This window comes from Amycolatopsis xylanica (assembly GCF_900107045.1).
GTDB classification, from domain to species: Bacteria; Actinomycetota; Actinomycetes; order Mycobacteriales; family Pseudonocardiaceae; genus Amycolatopsis; species Amycolatopsis xylanica.
Genome location: NZ_FNON01000003.1, coordinates 304,567 through 329,549 on the forward strand (window position 1 = coordinate 304,567; position 24,983 = coordinate 329,549).

Below are 24,983 nucleotides of genomic sequence, written 5' to 3' on the forward strand. Positions count from 1 at the left end.
GAGGCTCAAAATTACATGCCGGACGGTGATCGGGTAACTACAGCGCGAGCGGCGCGAACACTAATCTCCAGTTGACCTGGAACGAATCGGGTCAATGAGGGGAGGCCATGATGGATGAAACCGTCCGATGCGCTGTGGAGCGTGCCATCGGGACCATGCGCGAACACCTCGGCGAGCAGGTGACCATCGACGACATGGCCCGCTCCGCGATGTTCAGCAAATTCTATTTCTCGCGGATGTTCCACCAGGCCACCGGCGTGTCCCCTGGCCGTTTCCTCGCCGCGATGCGCCTGGCCGAGGCCAAGCGCCTGCTGCTGTCCACCTCGATCACCGTCGCGGACATCAGCAACCGGGTCGGCTACGCGAGCGTCGGCACGTTCAGCTCGCGATTCAGCAGCCGCGTCGGCGTCTCACCGACCGCGTACCGCAAGTTCGGCGGCGTCGTGCCGAACGGGGGCGCGCCCCAGCGGACGGCGGCCGGCGGTTCGGTGGTGCGCGGCACGCTCACCATTCCCGCTGGCGTCCCGCCGATGGCCGTCTTCGTCGGCCTGTTCCCCCGGCGGCTCACCGAGGGCAACCCGGTCCGCTGCGCCATCGTCGACGCGCCGGGCACCTTCGAGCTCGACGGCGTCCCCGACGGCTTCTGGCACGTCGTCGCCCACTGCGTCACCGAACCGGCGTGGGCCAACGCGCCCTACGTCGGCTATCAGGGCCCCGTCCAGACCAAGGCCGGTGTCGAAACACCACCCGCCGACCTGAAGCTCAGGGCGAAGCGCTCCTTCGACCCACCCGTCCTGCTGGCCCTGCCCGCCCTCCGCAGGCACCCCCACCCCGCCAAAATCGCCGTTTAAAACCCGGCCTTCGAAAGCCCGAAAGTGGCTTTCGTCAGGTCTCATCTGACGAAAGCCACTTTCGGGCTTTTCTGACCCAGGTCAGGGGGCGGCCAGGGCGTCGACCTCGTCCCGGCGGAACCAGCAGGCCGTGAGGTAGGCCGCCGAGCCGGGGCCCAGGCCGGGGTGGACGCCGGTCACCACGCGCAGGGTGTGTTCCCACGAGCGGCGCAGTGAGCCGTTCGTGGTCGACGGGATGCCGGTCTCGGCCAGCGCGGGACGCAAAGCCAGCCAGCGCGCGGCGCCCGTCTCGACCAGGCCGGCCGCGGTGAACTGGGTCATCGCGCCGTGACGAACCCGGTCGACGGCCAGCGTGACCAGCGCCGGGTCGTCGGCGAGCATCGCCAGGCCGAGCCCGGCCAGCAGGCGTTCGGCGTCCAGGCCCATCAGGATCACGCCAGCCTCGGTCGACGGCGGGTCGTCGACGCCGGGCAGCGAGAACCGGGTGTCGTGGTCAGCCACGCGAGACCGCCAGATCCGGCACCAGCGGCCGGTCGAGCAGGCCTGCCGCCACGGCCGCGGCCACCCGTGCGGTGGCGACGCGGTGGCCGTCGATGTTGCGGGCGGCCGGGCCGAGCACCATGCCCGCCGTGGCGCCGACCGCGTGCACGCGGGGCGCGAGCCGGTACGCGAGCGTGCGCTCGTCGAGGTCGGCCCAGCCGTCGCGGGCGTTGATCACCTCGTCCGGCAGCACCTCCGAGCCGGTCGACGGCGTCGTGCCGAGCGCGAGCAGCGCGAGATCGCCGCCGACCCGGGTGCCGTCCTCGAGTTCGACGGACACCCCTGAGGACACCGCCTTGACGGCCCGGCCGCGGTGCACGATCAGCCTGCCCTCGGCCTCGGCACGCTGAAACCCGGGCCGGAACTCGAACATGATCGAAGCGCGGCGGAACCGGCCCATCAGGGTCAGCCGGTCTTCCCAGCTCACGCCGTCGAACCGGGCACGGCCCTCCGGCCGGAAGAACTTCGAGTTGACGTCCGCGCACTGGTAGCGCTCTTCGGTCTCGCGGATCACCCAGTGCACCTCGGCGCCGTCGGCGAGCGCGTTCGACACCAGATGCGCGGCCGTGAGCCCGGCGCCGATGACGATGACCCGCCCCGCGCCCGGCGGCATCGGCTGGTCCCAGTACCGCACGCCGTCACCGGTCCACCAGCCGTCCGGCGCCTCGCGGCGGGACTCGCCCATGCACAGCACGGCGAACCGCGCGGTGACGGTCGTGGTGTCCGTGCGCACGGACACGGAATCCGCCGACGGCAGCACGTCTCGCACGTTCTGCCGCCAGGTCCGCTCACCGATGTGGTGGCTGGCGACGAGATGCTCGCAGTAGGCCTCGAACACGTCGATCGGGACCACCGACCGGTGCCCGGCCTGCGCCATCCTGATCTCGTTGCGCTCCACCGGGGAGAGCAGGGACCAGTGCATCCGCGCGAAATCGAGCAGCTCGCAGTCGCGAAAGCCTTCCACGCCGGGATGATGCTCGTACGGGGAACGCAGCACCCGTTGCCGCAGCAGGTCTATCCGGCCGAAGAACCGGCCGCACGGGCGGTCGCGGTCGAGCAGCACGACATCGCGGATCCCGTGATGCCACAACGCGGAGGCGACCGCGAGCCCGGCTGGCCCGGCGCCCGCGATCACCACGTCGGCCGAGCGCGGTGGCACGGCCGAGTCGGCGAAAGCGGGCGAGGGCAGCAATCCGGGCCAGTCACGGCCCCGTACGGAGCCGAGCAGATGCGGTTCGGGGACGAAGGAGATCACGTCAGCCGATGATGGTCACCGGGACGATCACTTCGACGACCGGCCGTTCGCCCATCCCGTCGGTGATCAGGCCCTGCAGTGTCTGCTCGGACTGCTCGGCGGTGTCGGTCGAAATCGGGCTGTAGCGGGAGTACGAGTACGTGGGACGGCGGCTGCCCGTCTCCAGCGTGTACACCTTCAGCACCGCTTCGCCGGGGCGCACTTCACCGTCGTAGAAGGTGAGACGCCGCTGGTCCGGTGTCATGAAGGACTTCGAGAACTGCCGCGAGAGCACCAGGGTGTCCTCGTCGTTGACGAAGGTCGACTCCTCATCGGTGACCACCTGCATGGCGACCCAGGTCTGTTCGGTCAGGTTGGTCTCGGACTTGATGATCTGCCAGCGCCCCGGCTCCGGGAGGTTGACGCACACGGACACGTCGTGCCCGGTGGTGTCGATCGCGCCGGAGATCATCAGTACCCGGCGGCGCACATCGGCGACGCCCGCGAGCTGGATGTCCCTCGCTCGCACTCGGGTCGTTACGTCCAGTCCAGGCAACTCGGGTGATGACATAATGCCAATGCCTCCCAGTCAGTAACTGGAGAATTCCACAGGCCAGACTCGCGTGTCAAGATTGTCGTCAAGCGCTGCGACGTGCGGAAACCTGTTGCACCGCAAGCTTTCTCAACGTCGACAACAGAGCGTCACTCAAAACGGTGTCCGGCGCCGAATGTTCGAGCGAGACGTCGATTTCGGCTACGCGCCGCATCGCCGCGGCGTAGTCGTCGAGCACGGCCAGCACGTCTTCCCTGCCGAGCTCACGCAGCCTCGCGAGGATCGCGGCCAACGCCAGTTCCGGCGCCGAACCGGGTTTCGCCGGAAAGACATGCCTTTCCGCCAAATCCTCAACGGTCCGTTCGGCCCATGGCGTTGCGCTGGATACCACCTCCTTGACCGCCGCCAGTGGTAATCCGCCGATCTCGAGCAGTGCCCTGATCACTTTGAGCCGCCGGACATGCTGCTCGCCGTAACGGGCCTGATTGGGCTTGACCCGTTCGCCGGGCGGCAGGATGCCTTCGCGCACATAGAATTTGATCGTCGCGATCGGAACTTCCGCTATCCTGCTCAACTCGGCCATCCGCACAGCGAATCCTTCCCTCCGCTCGTTCTCCCAAGTTACCGTCGGCACACCGCGAAATAGGGCACCTACAAGCGGTTACGGCACTTATGGAGAAACCGCACTATCACCCACCGTCACTAACTGGAGCCGGGATGACGACCTTGGAAGCGGCCACGTCCTCGAAGTGGATCACCGCGCTGAACACCAAGTACCACAAGGTGGCCTTGACCCTCTTCGCGATCGTGGTGCTCGCGCACTGGGCGGAGCACATCGCGCAGGCCGTCCAGATCTACGCGCTGGGCTGGAAACTGCCCGACGCGCGCGGCGTGCTCGGGCTGCCGTTCCCCTGGCTGATCAAGTCCGAGTGGATGCACTACGGCTACGCGATCATCATGCTCGTTCTACTGTGGATGCTGCGCAGCGGCTTCGACGGCCGGTCGCGCCAGTGGTGGAACCTGGCGCTGGGCATCCAGTTCTGGCACCACATCGAGCACCTGCTGCTGCTGATCCAGGCGCAGACCGGCTGGCGCCTCGGCGGCGGCGCGGCGCCGTCGAGCATCATCCAGCTGTTCGTGCCCAGGGTCGAGCTGCACCTGTTCTACAACACGATCGTCACCATCCCGATGATCATCGCGATGGTCGTGCACCGGCGCGCGGCGGCCGACGAGTCGCTGTGCACCTGCTCGGTCCCGCGCGTGCCCGTCGCCGCCTGATGATCGCCAGGCTGCTCGGAGTCATCGGCCTGCTGTTCACGCTCGTCGTGTTCGGCGCGCCGCCGGCTTCGGCACACGTCGAGATCATTTCGACGACGCCGTCGGAGGGCACGCGCCTGCAGGCCGTGCCTCCGCTGATCTCCTTGCGGCTGACGGAGAACATCGGTATCCAGCAGGACTCACTGCATGTCGTCGACGAGCGTGGCACGCGCGTCGACGACGGCCCGGTGTTCCAGCCGGGCGAAGAGTCCGAAGTGGTCGGTATCCGGCTGAAGCCCGGCCTGTCCTCGGGCAGCTACCTGGTGACGTACGGCTTCATCTCGGCGGACTCGCATCCGGTGCGCGGGTCGTTCGCGTTCGTGGTCGGTGACGGGCCACTGCTCACGGCGAGTGGTTCGGTGTCCGCCGCGAACGGCACCAACACCACGGTCGACGTCGTCCACACGGCGCTGCGCTGGGTTTCCTTCTGTGGCTTGGCTTTACTCGGCGGCCTGCTGTTCGTCCTGCTCTGCCGTCCCGGCGGCCGCGACGACCGCCTCGTCCGCCGCGTGATCCTCGGCGGCTGCGCGGCGACCGCCGTCGCCTCGCTCGTCGTGCTCCTGCTGCAGGGTCCCTATGTCGCGGGCCAGGATCTGACGGCGGTGACCGACTTCGGCCTGCTCGGCGCGACGCTCAAACTGTCCTACGGCAAGCTGATGCTGCTTCGTGTGGGCATTTTGGCCGTGGTGGGCTGGCTGGCGAATCGGCTATTGGGGCCGGACACGCCTTTGCGGCCGCGCTATGAAAACCTGACGATGGTCGCGGGTTTCGTTGTGCTGCTGACGTTCTCGGCGACCGGTCACGCCATCGCGGACCCGGTCCCGTTCTTCTCGCTCGCCGCGGACATGGCCCATCTCGGCGGGATCGTGCTCTGGATCGGCGGCCTCGTCCAAATCGCGCTCTGCCTGTGGCGTCCCGCGAGCGGCGAAGATCTCGCGCAGGTGCTGTCGCGTTTCTCGATGGTCGCCTTCGTGTCGGTCGCGACGATCGTGGCGAGCGGCGCCTACCTGAGCTGGCGTTCAGTCGCCTCGTTCTCCGCGCTCTTCACGACCACGTACGGCGTGCTCCTGCTGATCAAGCTCGCGGGCTTCGCGCTGCTGCTGGCCGCCGCCAATGCGAGCCGCAACGCCGTCCGCCGCCGCGCCATCGCCGTCGACTCGGGCGGCTCGGTCGCCACCGACCTGCGCACCCTCCGCCTCGCGGTCACCGCCGAGGTCGCGATCGCCTCGGTCGTCCTGGTCCTCGCGGCGATCCTCTCCTCCACCGCCCCGGCCCGTTGAAAGCCCGAAAGCCACTTTCGTCAGGTCCTATCTGACGAAAGTGGCTTTCGGGCTTTCGACCACTGGGGTCAGGTGAGGGATTCGGCGGCGAGGCGGGTGCCGTCGACTCGGGCCTGGATCTTGGCGAAGGCTATGTCGCGGGAGGTAGAGGTGTCGTCGGCGAAGGGTGAGAAGCCGCAGTCGTCGCAGGTGCCCAGGCGGTCGGGGCTGATGTACTCGGCGGCCTGGAGCACGCGGTCGCGGACTTCTTCGGCGGTCTCGACGCGCGGGTCGATCGGGTTGGTGACGCCGACGAAGATGCGCTGCTCCGGCTGGGAGTACTCGGCGATCGTGGCGAGCACCTTCCGAGGGTCGTCCTCGCCCGCCAAAGCGATGTAGAAGTTGCCGGCGTGGAGCTGGAAGAGCGCGGGCAGCAGCCCGGAGTAGTCGACGTCGAGGCTGTGCACCGAGTCCTGGTCGCCGCCGGGGCAGGTGTGCACGCCGATCTTTTTGCGTTCCTCGGCCGAGAACCGGTCGAGCACCGCGTTGTTCAGGTCCACAAAGGATTGCAGGAGCCCGCCGGACGGGTCGAGCTTCAGCGAGAGCCTGCCCTCGGTGAAGTCGATCTGGACGCTGTCCGCGCCGCCGTCGAGCGCTCGGCGGATGTCGGCGGCGGTGCCGTCGACCAGGTCGGCGACGAACTGCTCGCGCGAATAGCCGTCGATACCGTCCGCCGGATAGATCAAGCTCAGTGCCGAGGCCGCGATAACGGCCTGCTTGACCGGCTTCGAAGCGTGCACGAGCGCTTTCGCCAAATACGTGTCGGCATAAATACCGTACCGGAACGGCCCAGCGGTCAATCGCGGTAGCTGACGGGTGTGACCGTCCGCGAACGGGATGACCGCGCCGTCGGGCGCCAGGTCCAGCCCCGCCAGTGGATAGGTCGCGAAGCTGGGTTTTCCTTGCTCACCATCGGTGATGACCGGTGAACCGGTTGCTTCGAACCGGGTGATCGTGTCGACGAGTGCGGACTCTTCGAGTTTCGCAAGTGCTTCCGCGGTAATTTTTCCGGCCGCGAAGTCACCAAGTCCCTCCAGCAGGAAAGCGGGACGCGGGATACTGCCGATGGGCTCTGTGGGAATGTGCATGGCGAGAATGTTTTCTCGATCTTCGATCACCGCGGTACCGCCGAATGCGCTACACGTCCTTTCTTACTTCCTGCGCACAATGACCTACCGCCTTGCCGCCCGCGAGCCGCGCTGTCACCGTGGACCGCGTGGAACCGTCGATCACCCGCAGCATCCACATCGCCGCCGACCCGCTCACCGTCTGGTCGCTGCTGAGCGATCTCCCCCGCATGGGCCGGTTCAGCCCCGAGAACGTCGGCGGCCACTGGGTCGACGCCGACGGGCCCGCCGTCGGCGCCCGGTTCCGCGGCACCAACCGCAACGGCAAGAAGCAGTGGCACACCAGGGTCAAGATCGTCCACTGCAGACCGGGCCTGCGGTTCACCTTCGACGTCCGCTCCCCGTTCGGCGTCCGCGTCTCGCGCTGGGAGTACGTGGTCACCGCGACCGCCACCGGCTGCGAGCTCACCGAGAACTGGTACCGCGTCGGCAGTGTCTTCGTGCGCCGCTTCCTCGGCCCGAAGGTCACCGGCCGCGCCGATCGTCCCGGGTTCAACACCTTCTCCATCGAGTACACGCTCGCCGCGCTCAAGGCCGAGGCGGAGATCCAGTGGGCAAGAAGGAAGACGTCCGCGGCTTAGCGCCTGTCGGACGATGCTCTGGGAACGCCGGGCACCACCTGGCCGAACTGGAGGAGAATCTTCATGAGCGTGGACGAGACCGCCCTACGAGAACTGGTCGAGACCGTCGGCAAGGCATGGGCCGCCAACGACGGCGACGCCTTCGCGGACGCCTACACCGAGGACGCCACCCTGACGCTCTCCGGTGACCGTTTCTTCGCGGGGCGCGAGGTCATCCGCGCGGTCTTGACGCAGCAGTTCGCCACCGCGCACAAAGGCACGACGCTGCTGCAGAACATCACCAAGGTGCGCCCGCTGGGCCGCGACGCCGCGTTCGTGATCACCGAGGGCGGGGTGCTGGCACCGGGCGAGACCGTGCCGGCGCCCGAGCGCGCCTTCCGCGCGATCTGGGTGATGGTCAAGGAAGAGAACACCTGGCTCATCGCGGCGTACCAGAACACCCGCACCGCGGACACCACTCTCCCGGGGGCGTGAGTCATGGCGCTCAAGTACAGCATCTTCCTGCCGCAGGGTTTCGTGCACGAGCTGGGCGCGTTCTGCGACCCGATCGAGGCGTACGAGACGCTGACCGCCGTCGCGCAGACCGTGGAGGCGTGCGGGTTCGACACCGTCTGGGTGGCCGATCACCTGCACACCGCGACCTCCGAGCAGCATCACCTGTTCGAGTCGTGGACCACGGTCGCGGCGCTGCTGCGGGACACCAGCCGCATCCGCATCGGCCAGATGGTCACCTGCAACGACTACCGCAACCCCGCGCTGCAGGCCAAGATGGCGTCCACTGTGGACGTTCTCGGCCACGGCCGGTACACCTTCGGGATCGGCGCGGGCTGGCACCAGCCGGACTACGACGCGTACGGCTACGAGTTCCGTGCGGCCCCGGAGCGCCTCAAGCGCCTGCGCGAGGCCGTGCAGATCATCCTGTCACTGTGGACGGAGCTGGAGACCACTTTCGACGGTGAGTACTACCAGGTCAAGAAGGCGATCAACCAGCCGAAGGGCATCCAGCAGCCGCACATCCCGCTGATGATCGCGGGTGAGGGCGAGCAGGTCACGCTCAAGCTGGTGGCGCAGTACGCCGACATGTGCAACATCACGCAGGACCCGATCGGGATGCGGCACAAGTTCGAGGTGCTCAAGAAGCACTGCGAGGCCGTCGGCCGGAACTACGACGAGATCCACCGCACGGTGCAGACCCACTGCGTGTTCGCGGACTCCGACGAGGAGGCCCAGACGCTGGTCGCGCCGTGGACGCCCGCGGTCTTCCCCGGCGACGTCCGCGACTACGGGCTGGTCGGCAACGCCAAGACCATCCGTGACCGTCTCAAGGCCTACGAGGACGCCGGCGCGCAGGAGCTGGCGATCAGCTTCGCCTTCCCGGAGAACCCCGACACGTACCTGCGGTTCGCCGAAGAATTCATGGGCGGGTGAGCCATGGAGATCGGGATCGCTCTGCCCGTCAGGGAAATCGCGATCAAGGGCGCCACCGACGCCGCGCCGCTGCTCAAGATGGCGCGCCAGATCGAGGACTTCGGCTTCGATTCGCTCTGGACGGGTGACTCGTTCGTCGCGCGGCATCGGCTGGAACCCTTGACACTGCTGGCCGCGCTCGCCTCGGTGACCGAGCACGTCACCGTCGGCACCGCGGCGCTGACCGCCGTGTTGCGGGACCCGATCCTGCTCGCGCACACGATCGTCACACTCGACCAGTGCAGTGGCGGCAGGCTGAAGCTCGCGATCGGCACCGGGAACCCGTTGCCGGTCAAGGCGGAACGCGACGCGGTCACCATGCGGTACGACGAGCGGGCCGCCCGCGTCGACGAGATGATCAGGTTCTTCAAGCGCGCATGGCGTGGCGAAGACGGCGACTACGTCGGCGAGTACCACGACTACCAAGCTTTAAGAGACCAGTCGCCACCTTTGCAACAGGGCGGACCGTCGATCTGGCTTGGCAGCAATGGAAAGCCGAAGGCCGTCGCCAGGACCGGCAAGCTTTACGACGGCTGGATGCCCGTGCTGAGCACCCCGGCCAAGTACGCCGAGTCTCTCAAGGCCATCCGCGACACCGCGTGCATCACCGGGCGTGACCCGGCGGCGATCAGCACGTCGGTGTACGTCACGGTGAACCTGAGCAACAGCAAGCAGGACGCGATGGCGGGCCTGGAAGATTTCACGCGCCGCTACAACAACCTGCCGCTCGCGCCGATGTCCGCGTACCAGCTGTACTTCGGCGGTTCGGCGCCGGCGTTCATCCGCTGGATCAGCGACTACGCCGACGCGGGCGCGCGCCACATCGTCATCAGGGTCGGCTCGTTCGACCACTACGACCGGCAGGTCAGGACGCTGGCCGACGAGGTCGTCCCCGCGGTGAAGGGGGCCTGACCATGCGGTTCGACGGCAAGGTCGCGCTGGTCACCGGCGGCGGCACCGGCATCGGCAGGGCGGCGGCGCACGCGTTCGCCGCCGAGGGCGCGACCGTGGTGGTCGCGGGCATCGACGAGGAGCCGGTCAAGCAGACGGCCAAGGAGATCGACGCGACCTACGTGGTCGCCGATCTCACCCAGGAGGCCGACGCCGCCGCGATGGTCGCGGCCACGGTCGACCGGCACGGCGCGCTGGACATCGCGTTCAACAACGCGGGCCTGATGGTCGGCGGCCCGCTCGCCGATCTCGACCTCGACTCCTGGTCGCGCGCGCTTTCGGTGGCCACCTGCACATGGCTGTCGATGAAGCACGAGATCCGCCACATGCGCTCACACGGCGGCGGGGTGATCGTCAACATGTCCTCGATCATCGGCTCGCGCAAGGGGATTCCCGGCACCGGCGCGTACGGCGCGGCCAAGGCGGCGATCACCGCGATGACCAGGACCGCCGCGCTCGAGAACATCGGCGCGGGCATCCGGATCAACTCGGTCAGCCCCGGCCCGATCGCCACGCCGTTCTCGCTGATCCGCGGCGAGAACGTGGACCAGCAGACCGAACGGCTCAAGACCGCCGTCCCGATCGGCCGGGTCGGCAGCCTGGCCGAGGTGGTCGGCACCGTGCTGTGGCTCGCTTCGCCGGACGCGGGCTACGCGGTCGGCTCGGACATCGTGATCGACGGAGGGAGCACGGCATGATCCTGGTGATCGGCGCGACCGGCGTGGTCGGGCGGCACGTGACGGCCCAGCTGCTCGAAGCGGGCGAGGACGTGCGGGCGCTGGTACGCGATCGCGAGGCCGCGCTCAGCCCGCAGGTCAAGGTGGTCCAGGGCGACCTCGGTGACCGGGAGTCGCTGGCGGCGGCGCTGTCCGGGGTCGAGAAGGTGTTCCTGCTGACCACCGGCGGCCCGGAAACCCCGCTGCACGACGCGAATCTCGCGACCACGGCGGCCGACGCGGGCGTCAAGCACATCGTGAAGCTGTCGATCATCGGCGCCGAGTACGGGTTCAGCGACCTCGTCAGCACCTGGCATCTCGCGGGCGAGCGGACGCTGCGCCAGGTCGCCGCCCGGCCGGGCGGTCCGGCGTGGACGTTCCTGCGGCCCGGCGAGTTCATGTCGAACGTGCGGCTGTGGGCCAATCAGATCAAGACGCAGGGCAAGGTGTTCTGGGCCAGCACCGAACCCGCGGTCGCGGTCGTGGATCCGCGCGACGTCGCCGCGATGGCGGTCACCGTGCTGACCACGCCGGGCCACGAGGGCAAGACCTACCGCTTCGGCGGGCCGGAGGCGCTGACGGTCGCCGAGCGGGTCGGCAAGATCGCCGCCGCGCTCGGCCGGGACATCGAGCTGGTCGAGGTGCCGATCCCGGCGCTGCTCGGCGCGGTCAAGAAGGCGGGCCGCCAGCCGCTCGTGGTCGAGACCACGCTCGGCAACCTGGGCCGCGAGGAGTTCCGGATCCAGGCCAAGAAGGTGCTGCCGGTGTTCGCCGAGGTCGTCGGCAGGCCGCCGCACACCTTCGACGAGTGGTTAGCCGCGCATCTCGACATATTCCGGTGACTTGAGCCCGGCGTAGGCGATGGCGCGTTCGCTGCGGCAGCCGGTCTCGATCGCGATGGCCAGTGCCTCGCGGTAGTGACCGGCCGCTTCGGCGGGCTCGCCGCGCGCCTGCGCGAGCGCGCCGAAACTGTTGAGCACCCGGGTTTCCACGCCGCGGTCCCCGGTTTCCTTGGTGATCGCGAGCGCGTCTTCGAGGTGTTCGAGCGCCTCGTCGAACCGGCCCTGGTCGCGGTACACGTCGCCGATGTTCTTCAGCGCGACGCTTTCGTTGACCCGCCCGCCGGTTTCCCGCGCGATCTTCAGCGCCTCGTCCAGCTGCGTCAACGCCGTGTCGTAGTGCCCGAGCGCGCGATAGATGTCGCCGAGCATGCCGCGCGCGTAGCCGACGCTCGTGTGCGTGCCGGTCTCACGGAAGTGCTCGATGCCCTCCTCCAGCAGCTGGATCGCCTCCTCGCGCCTGCCGAGCGCGCCGAGCACGTCGCCGAGGTTGACACGCGCGTAGCCCTCGCTGGTCTTGTCCCCCATTTCCAGCGCGAGCTGGAGCGCGCGCTCCAGATGCGTGACAGCCTCGTCGAAAAGGCCCATCCCCCGGCAGCCGCAGCCGAGCACGACCAGCACGAGTCCCTCGCTGGTGCGGTCGCCGGATTCCCGCGCGAGTTCCAGCGCGCGCCGCAGGTAGAGCAGCGCGTCGCCGAACCGGCCCAGCCCACGGCACACGAGGCCGAGTGTGTTGAGCACGTAGCTTTCCCGGTGCACGTTCCCGGTTTCGCGGGCGATGGCCAGCGCCTGCTCCAGATGGCGCAACGCTTCCCGGCACCGGCCGACGCGCCAATAGCCGAGCCCGAGCAACGTCAGCGAGTCCACTTCGCTCGCGCGATCGCCGGTCTCCTGCGCGATCGCGGAGGCGTGCGTGTGCAGTTCGAGCGCGTCCTCGTGATAGCCGCCGACGTCGAGGTAGTGCCACAGGATCCCGGACAGCTGCCTGAGGTAGCCGGTGCCGGTCCCGGCGACCGCCAGCAGGTTCGCCCGCTCGGCCTCCAGCCAGGCGTGCGCGGTCGCGCGGTCGGGCCAGTCGACGATCTTGTTCTCCGGCAAGGGAATGTTTGGCCGCAGATGCTTCTCCTGTGGCACGACCACGTCGACCGCCCGTGACGCGGCGTAGACGTAGTAGTCGCACAGCCTGCTCAACGCCTCGCGCCCGTCGACGGCCCACTCCGCCGCCAGCTCGCCAGCGTAGACCCGGAGCAGGTCGTGCAGCTGGAACCGGCCGGGCACGGTCTGCTGCACGAGATGGGTCCTGACCAGCAGATCCGTCAACCGGCTCGCCTCGTCGACGGCCACACCGGCCAGCGCCGCGGTCGCCGGCGTGCTGAAATCCCGCCCGGGATGCAGGCCCCAGAGCCGGAACACGCGTGCCGCGTCCGCCGGAAGATGCCGGTACGACCAGGAGAACACCGCCCGCACGGCGGTCTGCGGATCACCGCCCCCGTCGAGCAGATCGAGCCGCCGCCGCTCGTCGGCGAGTTCGGCGGCGAGTGCTTCGAGCCGCGCGCCCGGCCTGCTGATCGCCAGCTCCGCGACCAGCCGCACCGCCAGCGGCAGCCGGACGCAGTAGTCGACCAGCTCGCGGGCGGCGCGCGGTTCGGCGTCGACCCGGTCGTCCACCAAGGTCTTCAGCAGGCCTAAGCCCTCATCGGGTTCGAGCAGGTCGACGCCCACCCGTCGCGCGCCGTGCCTGGCGACCAGGCCCGGCAGCGTGTCGCGGCTGGTGACCACCACCGAGCACGTCGGCGTGCCCGGCAGCAACGGCCTGATCTGGTGCACGGACCCGGCGTTGTCCAGCACGAGCAGCACCTTGAGTCCATTCAGGACGGTCCGGAACTTCGCGGCCCGCTCGTCCGGCTCCGCCGGGATGTCCGCGCCGTCGACGCCCAGCGCGCGCAGGAACCCGGACAGCGCGTCACCCGGCTCGACCGGCCGTTCGGGGCCGTATCCGCGCAGGTCGAGGTAGAGCTGCCCGTCGGGGAACCGTTCGCGGACGCGGTGCGCCCAGTGCACGGCGAGCGCCGTCTTGCCGACCCCTGCCGTCCCCGAGACGACGGCGATCCGCACGGCCTGCCCGTCGTCGACGAGCAGCCGGTCCAGCTCGGCCACATGCTCGGCCCTGCCGGTGAACCCCGCGACGTCGCCCGGCAGCTGCGCGGGCCGTTTCGGTCCACTTCGGACACTGCGGCGCAGCACCCGCAGCTGGGCTTCCTGCAGCTCAGTACCAGGCTCGATCCCGAGTTCCGTGGCGAGCCCGCGCCGCATGTCGTCGAACAACCGCAGCGCCGCCACCTGCTGCCCGGCGCCCGCGAGCGCGAGCATCAGCCGCGCGTGCGCACCCTCGTGTAGCGGCTCCTCGGCGGTGATCGCCCGCAGCTGCTCCGCGGCCTCTTCATACTTTCCCAAGCTCAGCGCGATGTCCGCGTACGCGAGCACCGCCGCGAGCCGCCGCCCGGCGACCGCCCGGCACACCGGATGCTGCCGGAACCGGTCCTCCCCGGCCAGCACCGGACCACGCCACACTTCGAGCGCGGCGCGGTAATGCCGCTCGGCCGCGACCGGATCCTCGGCGGCCTCACCGCGCGCCACCTCCGCGTCGAACCGCAGCAGATCCAGCTGATCCTCGTCGGCTTCGAGCCGGTACCCGCCGCCGGTGGTCACGATCTCCTGCCGCCCCAGCGCCTTGCGCACCCGCGCGACATAGGTGTGGACCAGGTTCGGCCAGGTCGCGGGCGGATCGTCGCCCCAGATCAGCTCGACGATCTCGGCCCGCCGCACCACCTGGTTCGGCTGCAGCGCCAGCAAACCCAGCAGCCAGCGCTGTTTCGCCGCGCCGAGTTCCACCGGCGTGTCCCCGCTGCGCAGGGTCAGCGGCCCCAGCACACCGATCCGCACGGCCTCGTCCTCGCCGAGCACCGCCAGCAGCCTGCGCGTGGTCTCCGACCGCGAGCGCACCACGCTGCCCAGCTCGGCGTTGCGCAGCGCGCGCAGGCTCACGCCGGCCCGCTCGGCCAGCTGCGACTGGGTCAGCCCCGCGCCGATCCGGCGCTCCCGCAGCCAGTTGTCCGCCATGTGCTTCCCATCGTGTGCCGCGACCCTGCCGCTGCAGCATCACCGAAGATGCCGGTCCCGCGCCACCGCCAATCGAGTCCTGTGCCTATTTCCGCAGATCAGGCCCAGCTGTGTGGCGAGGTGACGACGTCCAGCGCCGGTACAGGGTCGCCTCCATCCCGGTTGCTTAACCTCAAGGGGCGCTTGGGACGGGAGACCCGAGGGCGGAGCGCGACACCGAGGGCCAGCCGTGGCGTGGGGTACGACGGGTGCACCTCACTACGGGCGTCACGGCTCGAGACGGAACCCGTCGGCCACCCAGCCAGGTCGACGGGCTCTGTTTTATGCGCGGAGAAAGGCATCGACCAGCTTCGCGGTGGCCTCGGCCGGGATTTCGTGGCCCGCGCCGCCGGGCACCTCGACATGCTGAGCCCGCGCGAGGTGCGCGGGGAGCGCCTTCGTCGCGGTGCGCACCCCTTCCCAGGACTCGGCGCCGCTGAGCACGAGCGTCGGAAGATCCAGCTGAGCCATTTGAGGTGTCGGCAGGTTCGGCGCGCGGGTGATGGTCGCGTCGTAGACCACGGTCTGTGCCAGTGCTTCGAGCCGGGGCCACAGCGGCGAACGCCGGATCTGCTCCACCAGCTCCGGCGGCAGGCCGACGCCCTCGATCTGCATGGTGGCCACCGCGTCACCGGGCCGTCCGTCCGCGATGAGGGCGGCCAACCGGCCGGGGAGGCCGTCCCGCGCCGAACCGGCGAGCCCGCCGAGCGCGAACGGTGGTTCGTACAAAGCCAGCTTGGTGATCGGCGCCCCGGCGGCCGCGGCCATGAGCGCCAGGATCGCGCCGGACGAGAAGCCGAACACCGCGGCGTCGCCACCCTCGGCCGCGATGACCGCCTCCAGGTCCTCGATCTCCCGCTGGACGTCGTAGGACGCGGCGTCCGACGGCGCGATGACGTCCCCGCTGTCGCCGCGGCCACGCCGGTCGGGGCACACGACGGTGTAGCGATCGCGCAGGTGCTCCGCGAGCGCCGCGCACGTGGTGCGGTCGTTGAACACGCCGGGAACGAACACGATCAGCGGTCCGTCGCCGGCCCGGTCATAGGCGATCTCGGTGCCATCGGCGGAGGTCACGGTAGGCATGAGCGGGTCTCCCTTGATCGATTGTTCTATCGTCTCGCCACGACGACGAACCACCAGGACCGGGATGGACACCTCAGCCGAAACTTTTCGCGAAAAGGAGGACGACGGTGCGCTACCTGCTGATGATCAGCGCGGATGAGACCGAGGTCGGGGACGAGGTGAGCGAGGAGGGCATGCGGGCCTTCGGCGCGTGGATGGACGACCTCGTCGAGCGGGGCGTGATCCGCGCGCACGAAGGGCTGCGGCCCAGCCGGACCGCGACGACCGTGCGCGTGCGCGGCGACGAGGTGCTGCTGACGGACGGTCCCTATATCGAGGCCAAGGAGCAGATCGGCGGGTTCGCGCTGATCGAGGTCGACAACCTCGACGAGGCGATCGAGATCGCCGCCGCGCACCCGGCGTGCTCGGTCGGGCAGGTCGAGATCCGGCCCGTGCGCGAGCCATGACGGCTGTCTCCGACGCGCTCACCTCGGCGTTCCAGGAGGAGTGGGGTCAGCTGGTCGCCACCCTCATCGGCTGGGCGGGCGATTGGGACCTCGCCGAGGAGTGCGCCCAGGAGGCGTTCGCCCGCGCCTTGCGCACCTGGCCGCGCGACGGCGTCCCCGATCGTCCCGGCGCGTGGCTGCTCACGACGGCCCGCAGGCTCGCGATCGACCGGCTGCGCCGTGCCACGCTCGGTGAGGCGAAACTCCGGCAGCTCGCCGTGACCGAGGAGCCGTTCGCCGCCGATCAGGACGAGAGCGGGATCGGCGACGAACGGCTGCGGCTGATCTTCACCTGCTGCCACCCCGCGCTCGCGTTCGAAGCGCGGGTGTCGCTCGCGTTGCGGACGCTCACCGGCCTGTCCACGGCCGAGGTCGCCCGCGCGTTCGGCGTGCCGGAGGCGACCATGGCCAAGCGCCTGGCCCGCGCGAAGCAGAAGATCCGCGACGCCGGGATCCCTTACCGGATACCGCCCGCGCACCTGTTGCCGCACCGCACCCACGCCGTGCTCGCCGTGATCTATCTGGTGTTCAACGAGGGTTACGTCGCCACCTCCGGCGCGGACCTGCTCCGGCCGGACCTGGCACACGAGGCGATCCGCCTGGCGGCACTGGTCGCCGAGCTGGTGCCGGACGACCCGGAAGCCCGCGGCCTGCACGCGCTCACGCTGCTCCAGCACGCGCGGGCGGCGACGCGCGTGTCGCCCGACGGCGCGCTGGTCCCGTTGGAGGAGCAGGACCGCGCCCAGTGGGACCAGTCCATGATCGCCGCCGGGCTGACCGAGCTGCGCCACGCCGCGCGGCACGAAAACGTTGGGCCGTATCAGCTTCAGGCGATGATCGCGGCCTGCCACGCCATCGCGCCGACCGCCGCCGACACCGACTGGGCACGGATCACCCTGCTGTACGACGCCTTGTCGGCTCAAGTCCCGTCGCCGACGGTGGCGCTGAACCGGGCCATCGCGGTGGCGATGTCGTCGGGGCCGGACGCCGGGCTGGCGTTGCTGGACGACCTCGGCCGCCGTGATCACCTGCTGCACGCGGCCCGCGCCGATCTCCTGCGCCGCGCGGGCCGGTCGGCGCCCGCCGCCGAGGCGTACCGGACGGCGCTCGCCCATACGTCGAACGAGGCCGAGCGCGGCTATCTGCGGCGCCGTCTCGGAGAACTCGAAGCCGGTGGCTAGGATTGCCTTTCGCTGAGCGAGAGGACGCTTTTTCGTGGCTACTTGGGGAGATCTGGCTACGTTCATCCGGCAGAGCTACCGGGTGGTGCGGGATTCGCCCGATGAGATCCGGATCCGGATCTCGTTCGGGCCCGACGAGGACACCGAAGAGCGGGCGCAGGTGATGATCATCGCGCGCGAGATCCTGGACCAGAAGGAAGACTGGGTCCAGATCGCCACGCCGTTCGCCACGGTCGACCAGGTGGACCTGCTGAGCGTGCTCGAGGAGATCGGCAACACGATCGTCGTCGGCGGCGCGGCCGTGATGGGCCAGCACGTCGTGCTCCGGCACTCGCTGCCGTTGATCAACCTGGACATCAACGAGTTCCTTGATCCGCTCGAGCTGGTCGCCGGCGCGGCCGAGATCCTGGAGCAGACGTTCACCGGGCGTGACGACTACTGAGTGATGTGATGTCTGGCCGTCATTCGCACAATATGGACGGCGATATCACCCGATTCTCCAGGGCTTTCGCGTAGATACATCGGATGGATACTCTGTCGGCCGTGGCTCGGCCAACGGAGGAGAGCGTCATGGACGGTGTTCGGCGCACGATCAGAAGGCGACGCTCACGGGGTGTCCGCCGGGCCATGGCGACCGTGGCGCTGCTCGCCGGCGTCGCCGCCGCAGGCACCGGAGTTCCCTCCGCCGCAGCTCAGAGCCCCGGCGACACGATTCGCTGGTCCGTGGAGAAGGCACCGTTCCGTCTCTCGTTCACCTCGCACGGCCGTCCGCTGATCGCGCAGAGCGCCGGTGACACGGCCGGGCCCGGCGGCCGGATGGCCTATCAGACATCCGACGGCACGCCCCATCGGCTGACGAACCTGCTGCGCCGCGACGGTGCGACGTACACCGTCGCCACGGACGAGCCGAGCCGCACCGCGCGCGTCTCGGTCAAGTCGACCCCGCGCGGCGTGCGGGTGGAATGGCGTTTCGAGCCGTCCGCCGGGGTGACGCAGGTGTACGAGTCGCTCACCGGGAACGACGCCGAGCACTTCCTCGGCGGCGGCGCCAACGCGCTGTACACGGATCTGCGCCACAAGGTCCTGATGAACAAGGCGCTATTCACCAGCGCGGGCACGCTCAACCGCTGCAACCGCAGCGGCATGCCCAGCCCGTTCTTCCTGAGCAACCAAGGTTATGGCGTCTTCCCCGAGACCGACGCGATCGGCCGCATCGCCATGCCGAACGCGGTCGACGACCCACCGCACTGCAACACCAGCCCGCCGCCGTGCCCGGTGCTGCTCGGCCAGCCCGACCGCACCCAGCTGTGCTTCAAGACCGACCGGCTCGACTACGAGCTTTACGCGGGCAGCGTGTCCGACGTCGTCCGCGCGTACACCGCCAAGGCCGGTCACCCGACCATGCCGCCGGTGCGCCAGTTCGCACTGACGCACTGGCGTGACACGGTCGCCGACCAGGCCACCGTCGTCGACGACGTCAAGCAGATGATCAGCCGCGGCATTCCCATGTCGACCGAATGGATCGACAACCCTTGGGAGACCTCGACAAAGCTGCCCGAGGAAAGCCAGAACTCCAAGTGGGCCTGCAACGGCACGCTGACCTTCGACCCGGTCCAGTTCCCCGACCCGAAGCAAATGGTCGCCGACCTCAAGGCCATGGGTGTCCACTTGGGACTGTGGATCTCCCCGCACGTCCGCGAGGTCGCGGGCGGCCGCCCGTGCCCGCCCACCGACTACCCGCCGGGCTCGTTCATCCAGACGACTCGCACCACGGACCCGTTGCAGCTCGACCTGACCAACCCGGCCACGCTCGCGCATTTCAAGGCCAAGCTGGAAAAACTCTTCTCACTCGGCATCGACATGGTCAAGGGCGACCGCGGCGAGGAGTTCGAGCTCGAGGACGCCAAGTTCGCCGCGGGCACCGGCACCGACCTGATGAACACCAACCCGACCCGCTACGCCCAAGCCACAGTGGACGTGCTGCGCAAGCTCTACGGCGACCAGTACACGATGCTCTGGCGCGGCGGCTACACCGGTGTTCCGTCCATTGTGAACGGTGTGTGGGGCGGCGACCCGCAGGCCACCTTCGACGGCATGCGCCTGTCGGTGACCCGCGGCCTCAACATGTGGCTCACCGGCCACCCGGTCTGGGGAACCGACACCGGCGGCTTCAACGGCGGCCCCTCGGGCTACCCGAGCCCCACGCTTTTCACCCGCTGGAGCCAATTCTCGGCGGTTTCGCCGATCTTCGAGGTCGGCGGAGCGGGCCGGAACGCGACCCCGTGGAAGTACGACGACGCGACGGTCGCCCGCTTCAAGAAGAGCGTCCTGCTGCACTACGCCCTGTTCCCGTATCTCTACGGCCTCGCCCAGCAGGCATCCCGCACCGGCGAGCCGATCGCCCGTCCCCTCGCCTACAACTACCCGGCCGACGAGCAGGCCTGGACGGCCGACCAGCACATGATGGTCGGCAAGGACCTCCTCGCCGTCCCGGTTTCCGCCGACCGCAACGAAGCCGACGCGGCAGCGGGCCAGCCCACCCCGGTCGACGTGTACCTGCCCGCCGGCAACTGGATCGACCTGCACACCGGAGCGGTCGTCACGGGTGGCCAGCGCTTCGTCCGAAACTCCACTTTGGACGATTTCCCGCTCTACCTGCGCGCGGGCGCGGCCATCGGCTTCAACCAGCGCATCGACGACGTCTGGCCGCAGCCGTGGAACGTCAACGACCTCGACCGCGAGGACCGCACCGGCTGGACCTACGCGCCCGGCGAAGGCCTGACCCACGCCACCAGCCCCACCGGCGGCACGTTCCTCGGCCACACCGCGCACGGCACCACGAACCTGGTCCTGACCGGTGCTCCCCGCGAAACCCAGGTCATGGTCGCGACGCAGGCGAAGCCTCGCCTGGTCTTGATCGACGGCCGCCCGATCCCTGAAACCACGGCCTCGCTGTCGGACAAAACCGTTGGCTGGTCGATGAAACCCGGCCCGTTCGGCGGCCTCCTCCTCAAGCTCAGCCCTCACTTCGGCCTGAGCACAGTCACCCTCGTGTCGTGAGTGGTAACTCTGCTGCATCTAACGGAGCAGAGTCACCACTCGCGCAAGCTTTTCACGCTCGAACGAGGGGATCCCCCGCTGCGTTCAATGCAGCAGGGGATCCCCTCGCCCACAGCCCGGCCACGGGAGCCGGGATCGTGAGTGATGCGGCCGGTTCTAACCGGTCTAAGCACTCACGACCCCGGGGTACCCCGCCGTTCGTCGGATCTTCGCGAAACGGTCTTGCGCGGGCTGACGACGAGGCGAAAGACTGGCCGGACTTTCGCTGGAGGTGGCTCTTGTCGCGTTCTGCCCGTACCGCGTTCTTGGCCTTGCTGCTGGCCGTCACCACGGTCGCCGCCCCAGCGCAAGCGGCGCCGCCCGGGCAGCTTCCGCCCCGTGAGCCGGCCAACGGGCCTGACCGCAACGAAATCCCGGCCACCGGCACACCGTTCGGCGCGCTCGTCGCGGCGAGTGGTGAGAACAAGGCCGGGGACCGAGCGGGATATCCGCGTAAGACCCAGCTCCGGACTTATCCGGAGAACCCGGCCGACAAGTCGATCAAGCTCGGGCTCGCGCCGTATCACTCGCTCGCGCCCAAGCTGAATGCCTTGCAGGCCAAGAGCAACCGGGTCTCGGTCGAGGTCGCCGGGCAGTCGGGGCTCGGCCGCGATCTGTACCTGGTCACGCTCACCGCGCCGGAAAGCCCGGCGGAGACCTGGTTGCAGGACCGCTGGCGCGCCGAGATCGAGAACGATCCGGTGCGCGCGGCGCGTGATCCGTTCCTGAAGTTCGGGTACAAGACGCCGGTCTGGATCAACAACAACATCCACGGCAACGAATGGGAAGGCACCGACGGCGCGCTGCGCGTGATCGAGCGGCTGGCCACTTCGAACGACACGACCACGCGGGAACTGCTGCGGCGCAACCGGTTCTACTTCAACGTCACCGCGAACCCGGACGGGCGGGTCGCCGGGGTGCGGCAGAACGCGAGCGGGTTCGACCTCAACCGCGACTTCGCCACCGGGTCGCAACCCGAGTCGAGGGCGATGCGGCAGATCGTCGAAACCACGCAGCCGCTGATGATGCTCGACGAACACGGCTACGTCACCAACACGCTGATCGAGCCGACGACCCCGCCACACGGCCAGAACTACGACTTCGACCTGTACATCAAGCACAGCTACGCCAACAGTCTCGGCATGGAGCAGGCGGTCAAGGCGCTGGGGCACCCCGAAACCGCCAAGCCGGAGATCCCGTTCCGCGACTACCCGGAGGGTGTCTGGGACGGCTGGGCGCCGATCTACACCGCGCAGTACTCGATGTACCACGGCGCGATCTCGTACACGATCGAAATCCCGATGGACGTCAACAGCGACTACGAGACCACTCCGGCCGCCGAACTGCAGCGGCGCGCGCGGATCAACATCGATGTCGTCGAGGCGACGATCGGCACCACGATCGGCTATGTGCACCAGCACCGGAGCGAGCTGATCTCGAACCAGATCGAGATCTTCCGGCGTGGCGCCGCGGGTGAGCCACAGCGGGAGATCCCGGACGGCTTCGTGCCCGGCTTCGGCCCGGAAGACCGCTACCGCACCGAATTCCCGCGCGCGTACGTCATTCCGGCGGGCGCGGACCAGCGCTCGGCGACGGCCGCCGCGCGGCTCGTGGATCACCTCCTCGTCAACGATGTGCGCGTGAAACAGGCCGAGCGGCCGTTCACGCTCGCGGGCCGCCGCTATCCGGCCGGTTCGTACCTGGTCGACATGCACCAGCCCAAGCGCGGGCTGGCCAACGTCATGCTCGAAGCCGGGAGCGACATCTCAGCCAAGGTACCCGTGATGTACGACATTTCCGGGTGGAGCCACCGTTTGTTGTGGGGCGCATCGGTCGACATCGTCAAAGACGGCGGGCTGGACGTCCGCGCGCACGAGATCAACGCGGCGTCCCCCACTGGCGGGATCGACGCGGCGCCCGGCCGCGATCTGGCGCTGAATCTCAGTGACGGCAAGGAAGCCGCCGCCAACGATCTGCTGAACCGCGGGATCCAGCTCAAGCGCACGGCCGACGGCACGATCGTGGTGCCCGCGAACGCCCGCCCGGCGGCGGCCGAGGTCGCCGACCGCTACGGCGTCCGGTTCACCGAGGCCAGTGGCGCCGCGGCACCGCTGACGCGCAAGACGCTCGCGGCGGCTGTCGGGCCGGATGAGCTGAAGGTGTTGCGGGACATGGGCTTCGACGTCCGGCCGGTATCGACCGCCGTGCTCAACGCCGGGTTCGACTTCTCGCGTGTCGACCTGCTTTTCGTGTCGTCGGGCCTGCGCTACGACCAGCTGACCCCGGCGGCGAAAGAGTCGGTGAAGGCGTTCCTGGCGCGCGGTGGCGTGATCACGCGCGGTGCGACCGGCGCGAAGTTCAACACCGACGCGGGCCTGCTCGCGGCGCGGCCGGTCGCGGGCTGGGAGGACGGCAACGGCGTCGTCTCCGTGGTCAACGGCGGCGGCCCCGTCGGCACCGGCGCGCTGACCACGTCGTTCGTCTACGGGCCGTTCTGGTTCACCGACCTCGGGCCGGGCGTGCACGCCGATCAGCGCTACGCGGCGGACAAGCCGCTGGTCGCGGGGCACTGGCGACCCCGCGACAACGGCACCGGCGGCCAGCAGGAGGCCGCTGGCCAGGCGGCGGTCGTCTCGGGAACGTCGGCGCTCGGCGGCAAGGTGGTGTTGTTCGGCACCGAGCCGATGTTCCGCGACCACACCAAGGGCCTGTACGCCCAGGTCGCCCGCGCGATCTTCTGGGCAGCGGGATAAAGCGGGCTTTATCCCGGGTGCTTTTCCCGGGATAAAGCCCGCTTTATCCCGGGCCTACCCCGCCATGCGTTCCTGGGCCTCGGCGAGGTCTTCGGGCGTCGGGGCGTCGTCCTGGGTCAGCTTGAGCCGCCAGTACCCGGCGAACTCGATCGACTTCTTGTCGACGCCCCGCGCCACCAGGTCCCGCCGCAGGGTCCGCACGATCCCGGCTTCCCCTGCCAGCCAAGCGATTTCGGGCAGATCGGCGGCGCGCACGGCGTCGGCGAGCAGCGTGCTCCGCCCGGCCGGGACGTCCCCGCGGTGCAGCCAGTGGACCTCGGCGTCCAGCTTCTGCTCTTCGCGTTCGTCGGCGACCTCGATGAACACGTCGGCGTGCGCGCCGGCGGGAAGCGACTCCAGCAAGGTCCCGATGGCCGGGAGCCCGGTCTCGTCGGCGGCGAACAGGTACCGATCGGCCTTCCCGAGCGGCCTCGCGTAGATCGCCGACGGGCCGTAGCGGCCGAGGGTGTCGCCGGGCTTGGCAGACATCGCCCAGAGCGAGGCCGGGCCGGAGTCGCCGTGCAAGACGAAGTCGACGTCGATGGTCCCCGCGGCCGGATCCGAGCCGCGGACGGTGAAACTGCGCATCCACGGCCGCTCTTCCTCGGGAATGGCCGTGAACGCCTGATACCAGCGCATCACGTCGGCGGCGTCCTCGGCCGGGAGCGTCGGCTTGGACTGGCCAGGCCGGGGAAAGCAGAGCTTGAGCTGCTGATCCGGCCAGGTCGGGAAGTCGCGCAGGCCGTCGCCGGTGAACGTCACCCTGGTCATCCGGGGCGTCAGCCGCCGGACCTCGACGACGTCCAGCAGACCGGCCAATGATTCCGCCATGAGCTCTCCCCTGATACTTTATGCCGTAAAGAGTTAGCCAAGGCAGGTTACTTTACGGCGTAAGGAGATGCAATCTTGGTCGTCTTCGCGGGTCAGGGCGATGCCGGTCACTCGATGGCCTTGCTGTGGCGCACCACCGAACCGGCCAGCCGTCCCGGCCCGAAACCAGGACTCAGCGTCGAGGCGATCGTCGAGGCCGGAATCGCCGTGGCCGACGCCGAAGGCATGACCGGCCTGTCGATGCGCGCGGTCGGCGACCGGCTCGGCCGGACTGCCATGGCGCTCTACACCTACGTGCCGAACAAGGGCGAGCTCGTAGACCTCATGTACGACGCCGCGCTGGCCGAACTCCCCACGCACTACGACGGCGACTGGCGGACGGCGGTGACCGCGTGGGCCGACGACCACTGGGCGTTCTACCTGCGGCATCCGTGGATGCTCCAGGTCTCACAGGCCCGGCCGGTGCTGGGCCCGAACGGGTACGTCAGCCTCGAGACGCTGCTGACCATCCTTTACCGCAGCGGCCTCGGCTCCCCTGAGGTCCGGCGGCTCGCGGGCGCGCTGACCCAGCATGTGCGCGGCGGTGCGCAGTCGGTCGCGGAGGCGCGGGAGGCCGCGAAGGCCACCGGGGTGACCGACGAGGACTGGTGGATCGCGCGGTCGTCGCTGCTGCAGGAGGTCGCGCCCGACTTCGCGGACCGGTTCCCGCACGTGACCCGGCTCGAAACGGAACGCGACCCCGTGAGCCTGGAGGAGCGCGAGAGCTTCTGGGAGAAGGAATTGAGGAAAACCTTCGAATTCGGGCTCACCGCGCTCCTCGATGGGGCTGGAGGGTCAAAAAGCTCGTGAGTGTTCCGG

The 24,983-nt window shown here is 69.1% G+C and carries 23 protein-coding genes; 15 read left to right on the forward strand and 8 right to left on the reverse strand.

Annotation, left to right across the window (positions count from 1 at the left end; genetic code table 11):
• The first annotated feature begins 110 nt into the window (after window positions 1-110).
• Window positions 111-851 carry an AraC family transcriptional regulator gene (locus tag BLV57_RS15155; RefSeq protein ID WP_091290368.1) on the forward strand — a complete coding sequence of 247 codons (741 nt, stop codon included), beginning with the start codon at window positions 111-113 and terminating at the stop codon, window positions 849-851.
• Between the two features lie 81 nt (window positions 852-932).
• On the opposite strand, the gene BLV57_RS15160 is transcribed toward BLV57_RS15155, so the two are convergent.
• The 4 genes from BLV57_RS15160 to BLV57_RS15175 form a co-directional block, all read right to left on the reverse strand.
• Window positions 933-1,352, reverse strand: coding sequence for a DUF6187 family protein (locus BLV57_RS15160; protein WP_091289386.1), 420 nt, complete (start codon window positions 1,350-1,352; stop codon window positions 933-935).
• Entirely contained in the window at window positions 1,345-2,646 is a 1,302-nt protein-coding gene (locus tag BLV57_RS15165; RefSeq protein ID WP_091289387.1) for an FAD-dependent monooxygenase, read from the reverse strand. The genes BLV57_RS15160 and BLV57_RS15165 overlap by 8 nt, the downstream gene beginning before the upstream one ends.
• Before the next feature lies 1 nt (window position 2,647).
• Window positions 2,648-3,154: a DUF6423 family protein gene (locus BLV57_RS15170; protein ID WP_245757329.1), complete on the reverse strand. Its 507-nt coding sequence runs from the start codon at window positions 3,152-3,154 to the stop codon at window positions 2,648-2,650.
• 109 nt (window positions 3,155-3,263) lie between these two features.
• On the reverse strand, window positions 3,264-3,761 hold the full coding sequence (locus BLV57_RS15175) for a MerR family transcriptional regulator (protein ID WP_342741186.1): 498 nt from the start codon (window positions 3,759-3,761) through the stop codon (window positions 3,264-3,266).
• A gap of 134 nt (window positions 3,762-3,895) precedes the next feature.
• On the opposite strand from BLV57_RS15175, the gene BLV57_RS15180 reads away from it, so the two are divergent.
• Together BLV57_RS15180 and BLV57_RS15185 are read left to right on the forward strand one after the other, a co-directional pair.
• Window positions 3,896-4,456, forward strand: coding sequence for a hypothetical protein (locus BLV57_RS15180; protein WP_091289389.1), 561 nt, complete (start codon window positions 3,896-3,898; stop codon window positions 4,454-4,456).
• Window positions 4,417-5,775: a copper resistance CopC/CopD family protein gene (locus BLV57_RS15185; protein ID WP_245757330.1), complete on the forward strand. Its 1,359-nt coding sequence runs from the start codon at window positions 4,417-4,419 to the stop codon at window positions 5,773-5,775. Before BLV57_RS15180 ends, BLV57_RS15185 begins: the two co-directional genes overlap by 40 nt.
• A gap of 68 nt (window positions 5,776-5,843) precedes the next feature.
• Here the strand turns inward: BLV57_RS15185 and BLV57_RS15190 are convergent, their stop codons facing one another.
• Window positions 5,844-6,902, reverse strand: a complete 1,059-nt coding sequence (locus BLV57_RS15190) for a cobalamin-independent methionine synthase II family protein (RefSeq protein ID WP_091290374.1) — start codon at window positions 6,900-6,902, stop codon at window positions 5,844-5,846.
• A 128-nt stretch (window positions 6,903-7,030) separates the two neighbouring features.
• Here BLV57_RS15190 and BLV57_RS15195 point away from each other — a divergent pair, with 128 nt between their 5' ends.
• The 6 genes from BLV57_RS15195 to BLV57_RS15220 all read left to right on the forward strand — a co-directional run bounded on the left by BLV57_RS15195 (window position 7,031) and on the right by BLV57_RS15220 (window position 11,498).
• Window positions 7,031-7,522, forward strand: coding sequence for an SRPBCC family protein (locus BLV57_RS15195; RefSeq protein ID WP_176968633.1), 492 nt, complete (start codon window positions 7,031-7,033; stop codon window positions 7,520-7,522).
• A gap of 63 nt (window positions 7,523-7,585) precedes the next feature.
• Entirely contained in the window at window positions 7,586-7,996 is a 411-nt protein-coding gene (locus BLV57_RS15200; protein WP_091289390.1) for an SgcJ/EcaC family oxidoreductase, read from the forward strand.
• Window positions 7,997-7,999: 3 nt separating this feature from the next.
• Window positions 8,000-8,950 carry an LLM class F420-dependent oxidoreductase gene (locus BLV57_RS15205; RefSeq protein ID WP_091289391.1) on the forward strand — a complete coding sequence of 317 codons (951 nt, stop codon included), beginning with the start codon at window positions 8,000-8,002 and terminating at the stop codon, window positions 8,948-8,950.
• A 3-nt stretch (window positions 8,951-8,953) separates the two neighbouring features.
• A complete protein-coding gene (locus BLV57_RS15210; protein ID WP_091289392.1) occupies window positions 8,954-9,901 on the forward strand; it encodes an LLM class flavin-dependent oxidoreductase in 948 nt (315 codons plus the stop codon).
• Between the two features lie 2 nt (window positions 9,902-9,903).
• Window positions 9,904-10,638 (forward strand): SDR family NAD(P)-dependent oxidoreductase, encoded by a 735-nt coding sequence (locus BLV57_RS15215; protein WP_091289393.1) that lies wholly within the window; start codon window positions 9,904-9,906, stop codon window positions 10,636-10,638.
• Window positions 10,635-11,498 (forward strand): NmrA family NAD(P)-binding protein, encoded by an 864-nt coding sequence (locus tag BLV57_RS15220; RefSeq protein WP_091289394.1) that lies wholly within the window; start codon window positions 10,635-10,637, stop codon window positions 11,496-11,498. The genes BLV57_RS15215 and BLV57_RS15220 overlap by 4 nt, the downstream gene beginning before the upstream one ends.
• Here the strand turns inward: BLV57_RS15220 and BLV57_RS15225 are convergent.
• Window positions 11,469-14,615 carry a tetratricopeptide repeat protein gene (locus BLV57_RS15225; RefSeq protein WP_091289395.1) on the reverse strand — a complete coding sequence of 1,049 codons (3,147 nt, stop codon included), beginning with the start codon at window positions 14,613-14,615 and terminating at the stop codon, window positions 11,469-11,471. The genes BLV57_RS15220 and BLV57_RS15225 overlap by 30 nt on opposite strands.
• Window positions 14,616-14,936: 321 nt before the next feature.
• Complete coding sequence (locus BLV57_RS15230; protein ID WP_245757331.1) at window positions 14,937-15,737, reverse strand: alpha/beta fold hydrolase; 801 nt, start codon at window positions 15,735-15,737, stop codon at window positions 14,937-14,939.
• Between the two features lie 107 nt (window positions 15,738-15,844).
• On the opposite strand from BLV57_RS15230, the gene BLV57_RS15235 reads away from it, so the two are divergent.
• The 5 genes from BLV57_RS15235 (at window position 15,845) to BLV57_RS15255 (ending at window position 23,255) form a co-directional block, all read left to right on the forward strand.
• Complete coding sequence (locus BLV57_RS15235) at window positions 15,845-16,183, forward strand: YciI family protein (protein ID WP_091289396.1); 339 nt, start codon at window positions 15,845-15,847, stop codon at window positions 16,181-16,183.
• The gene (locus BLV57_RS15240; RefSeq protein WP_091289397.1) at window positions 16,180-17,403 is read left to right on the forward strand and encodes an RNA polymerase sigma factor; all 1,224 of its coding nucleotides are present in this window, start codon (window positions 16,180-16,182) and stop codon (window positions 17,401-17,403) included. The genes BLV57_RS15235 and BLV57_RS15240 overlap by 4 nt, the downstream gene beginning before the upstream one ends.
• Window positions 17,404-17,437: 34 nt before the next feature.
• Entirely contained in the window at window positions 17,438-17,845 is a 408-nt protein-coding gene (locus BLV57_RS15245; RefSeq protein ID WP_091289398.1) for a hypothetical protein, read from the forward strand.
• A gap of 128 nt (window positions 17,846-17,973) precedes the next feature.
• On the forward strand, window positions 17,974-20,463 hold the full coding sequence (locus BLV57_RS15250; protein WP_176968634.1) for a glycoside hydrolase family 31 protein: 2,490 nt from the start codon (window positions 17,974-17,976) through the stop codon (window positions 20,461-20,463).
• A 278-nt stretch (window positions 20,464-20,741) separates the two neighbouring features.
• Window positions 20,742-23,255 (forward strand): M14 family zinc carboxypeptidase, encoded by a 2,514-nt coding sequence (locus BLV57_RS15255; RefSeq protein ID WP_091289400.1) that lies wholly within the window; start codon window positions 20,742-20,744, stop codon window positions 23,253-23,255.
• A 54-nt stretch (window positions 23,256-23,309) separates the two neighbouring features.
• Here the strand turns inward: BLV57_RS15255 and BLV57_RS15260 are convergent, their stop codons facing one another.
• On the reverse strand, window positions 23,310-24,125 hold the full coding sequence (locus BLV57_RS15260; RefSeq protein WP_091289401.1) for a siderophore-interacting protein: 816 nt from the start codon (window positions 24,123-24,125) through the stop codon (window positions 23,310-23,312).
• 75 nt (window positions 24,126-24,200) lie between these two features.
• Between BLV57_RS15260 and BLV57_RS15265 the strand changes: the two genes are divergently transcribed.
• Complete coding sequence (locus BLV57_RS15265; RefSeq protein ID WP_091289402.1) at window positions 24,201-24,974, forward strand: TetR/AcrR family transcriptional regulator; 774 nt, start codon at window positions 24,201-24,203, stop codon at window positions 24,972-24,974.
• Window positions 24,975-24,983 lie beyond the last annotated feature (9 nt).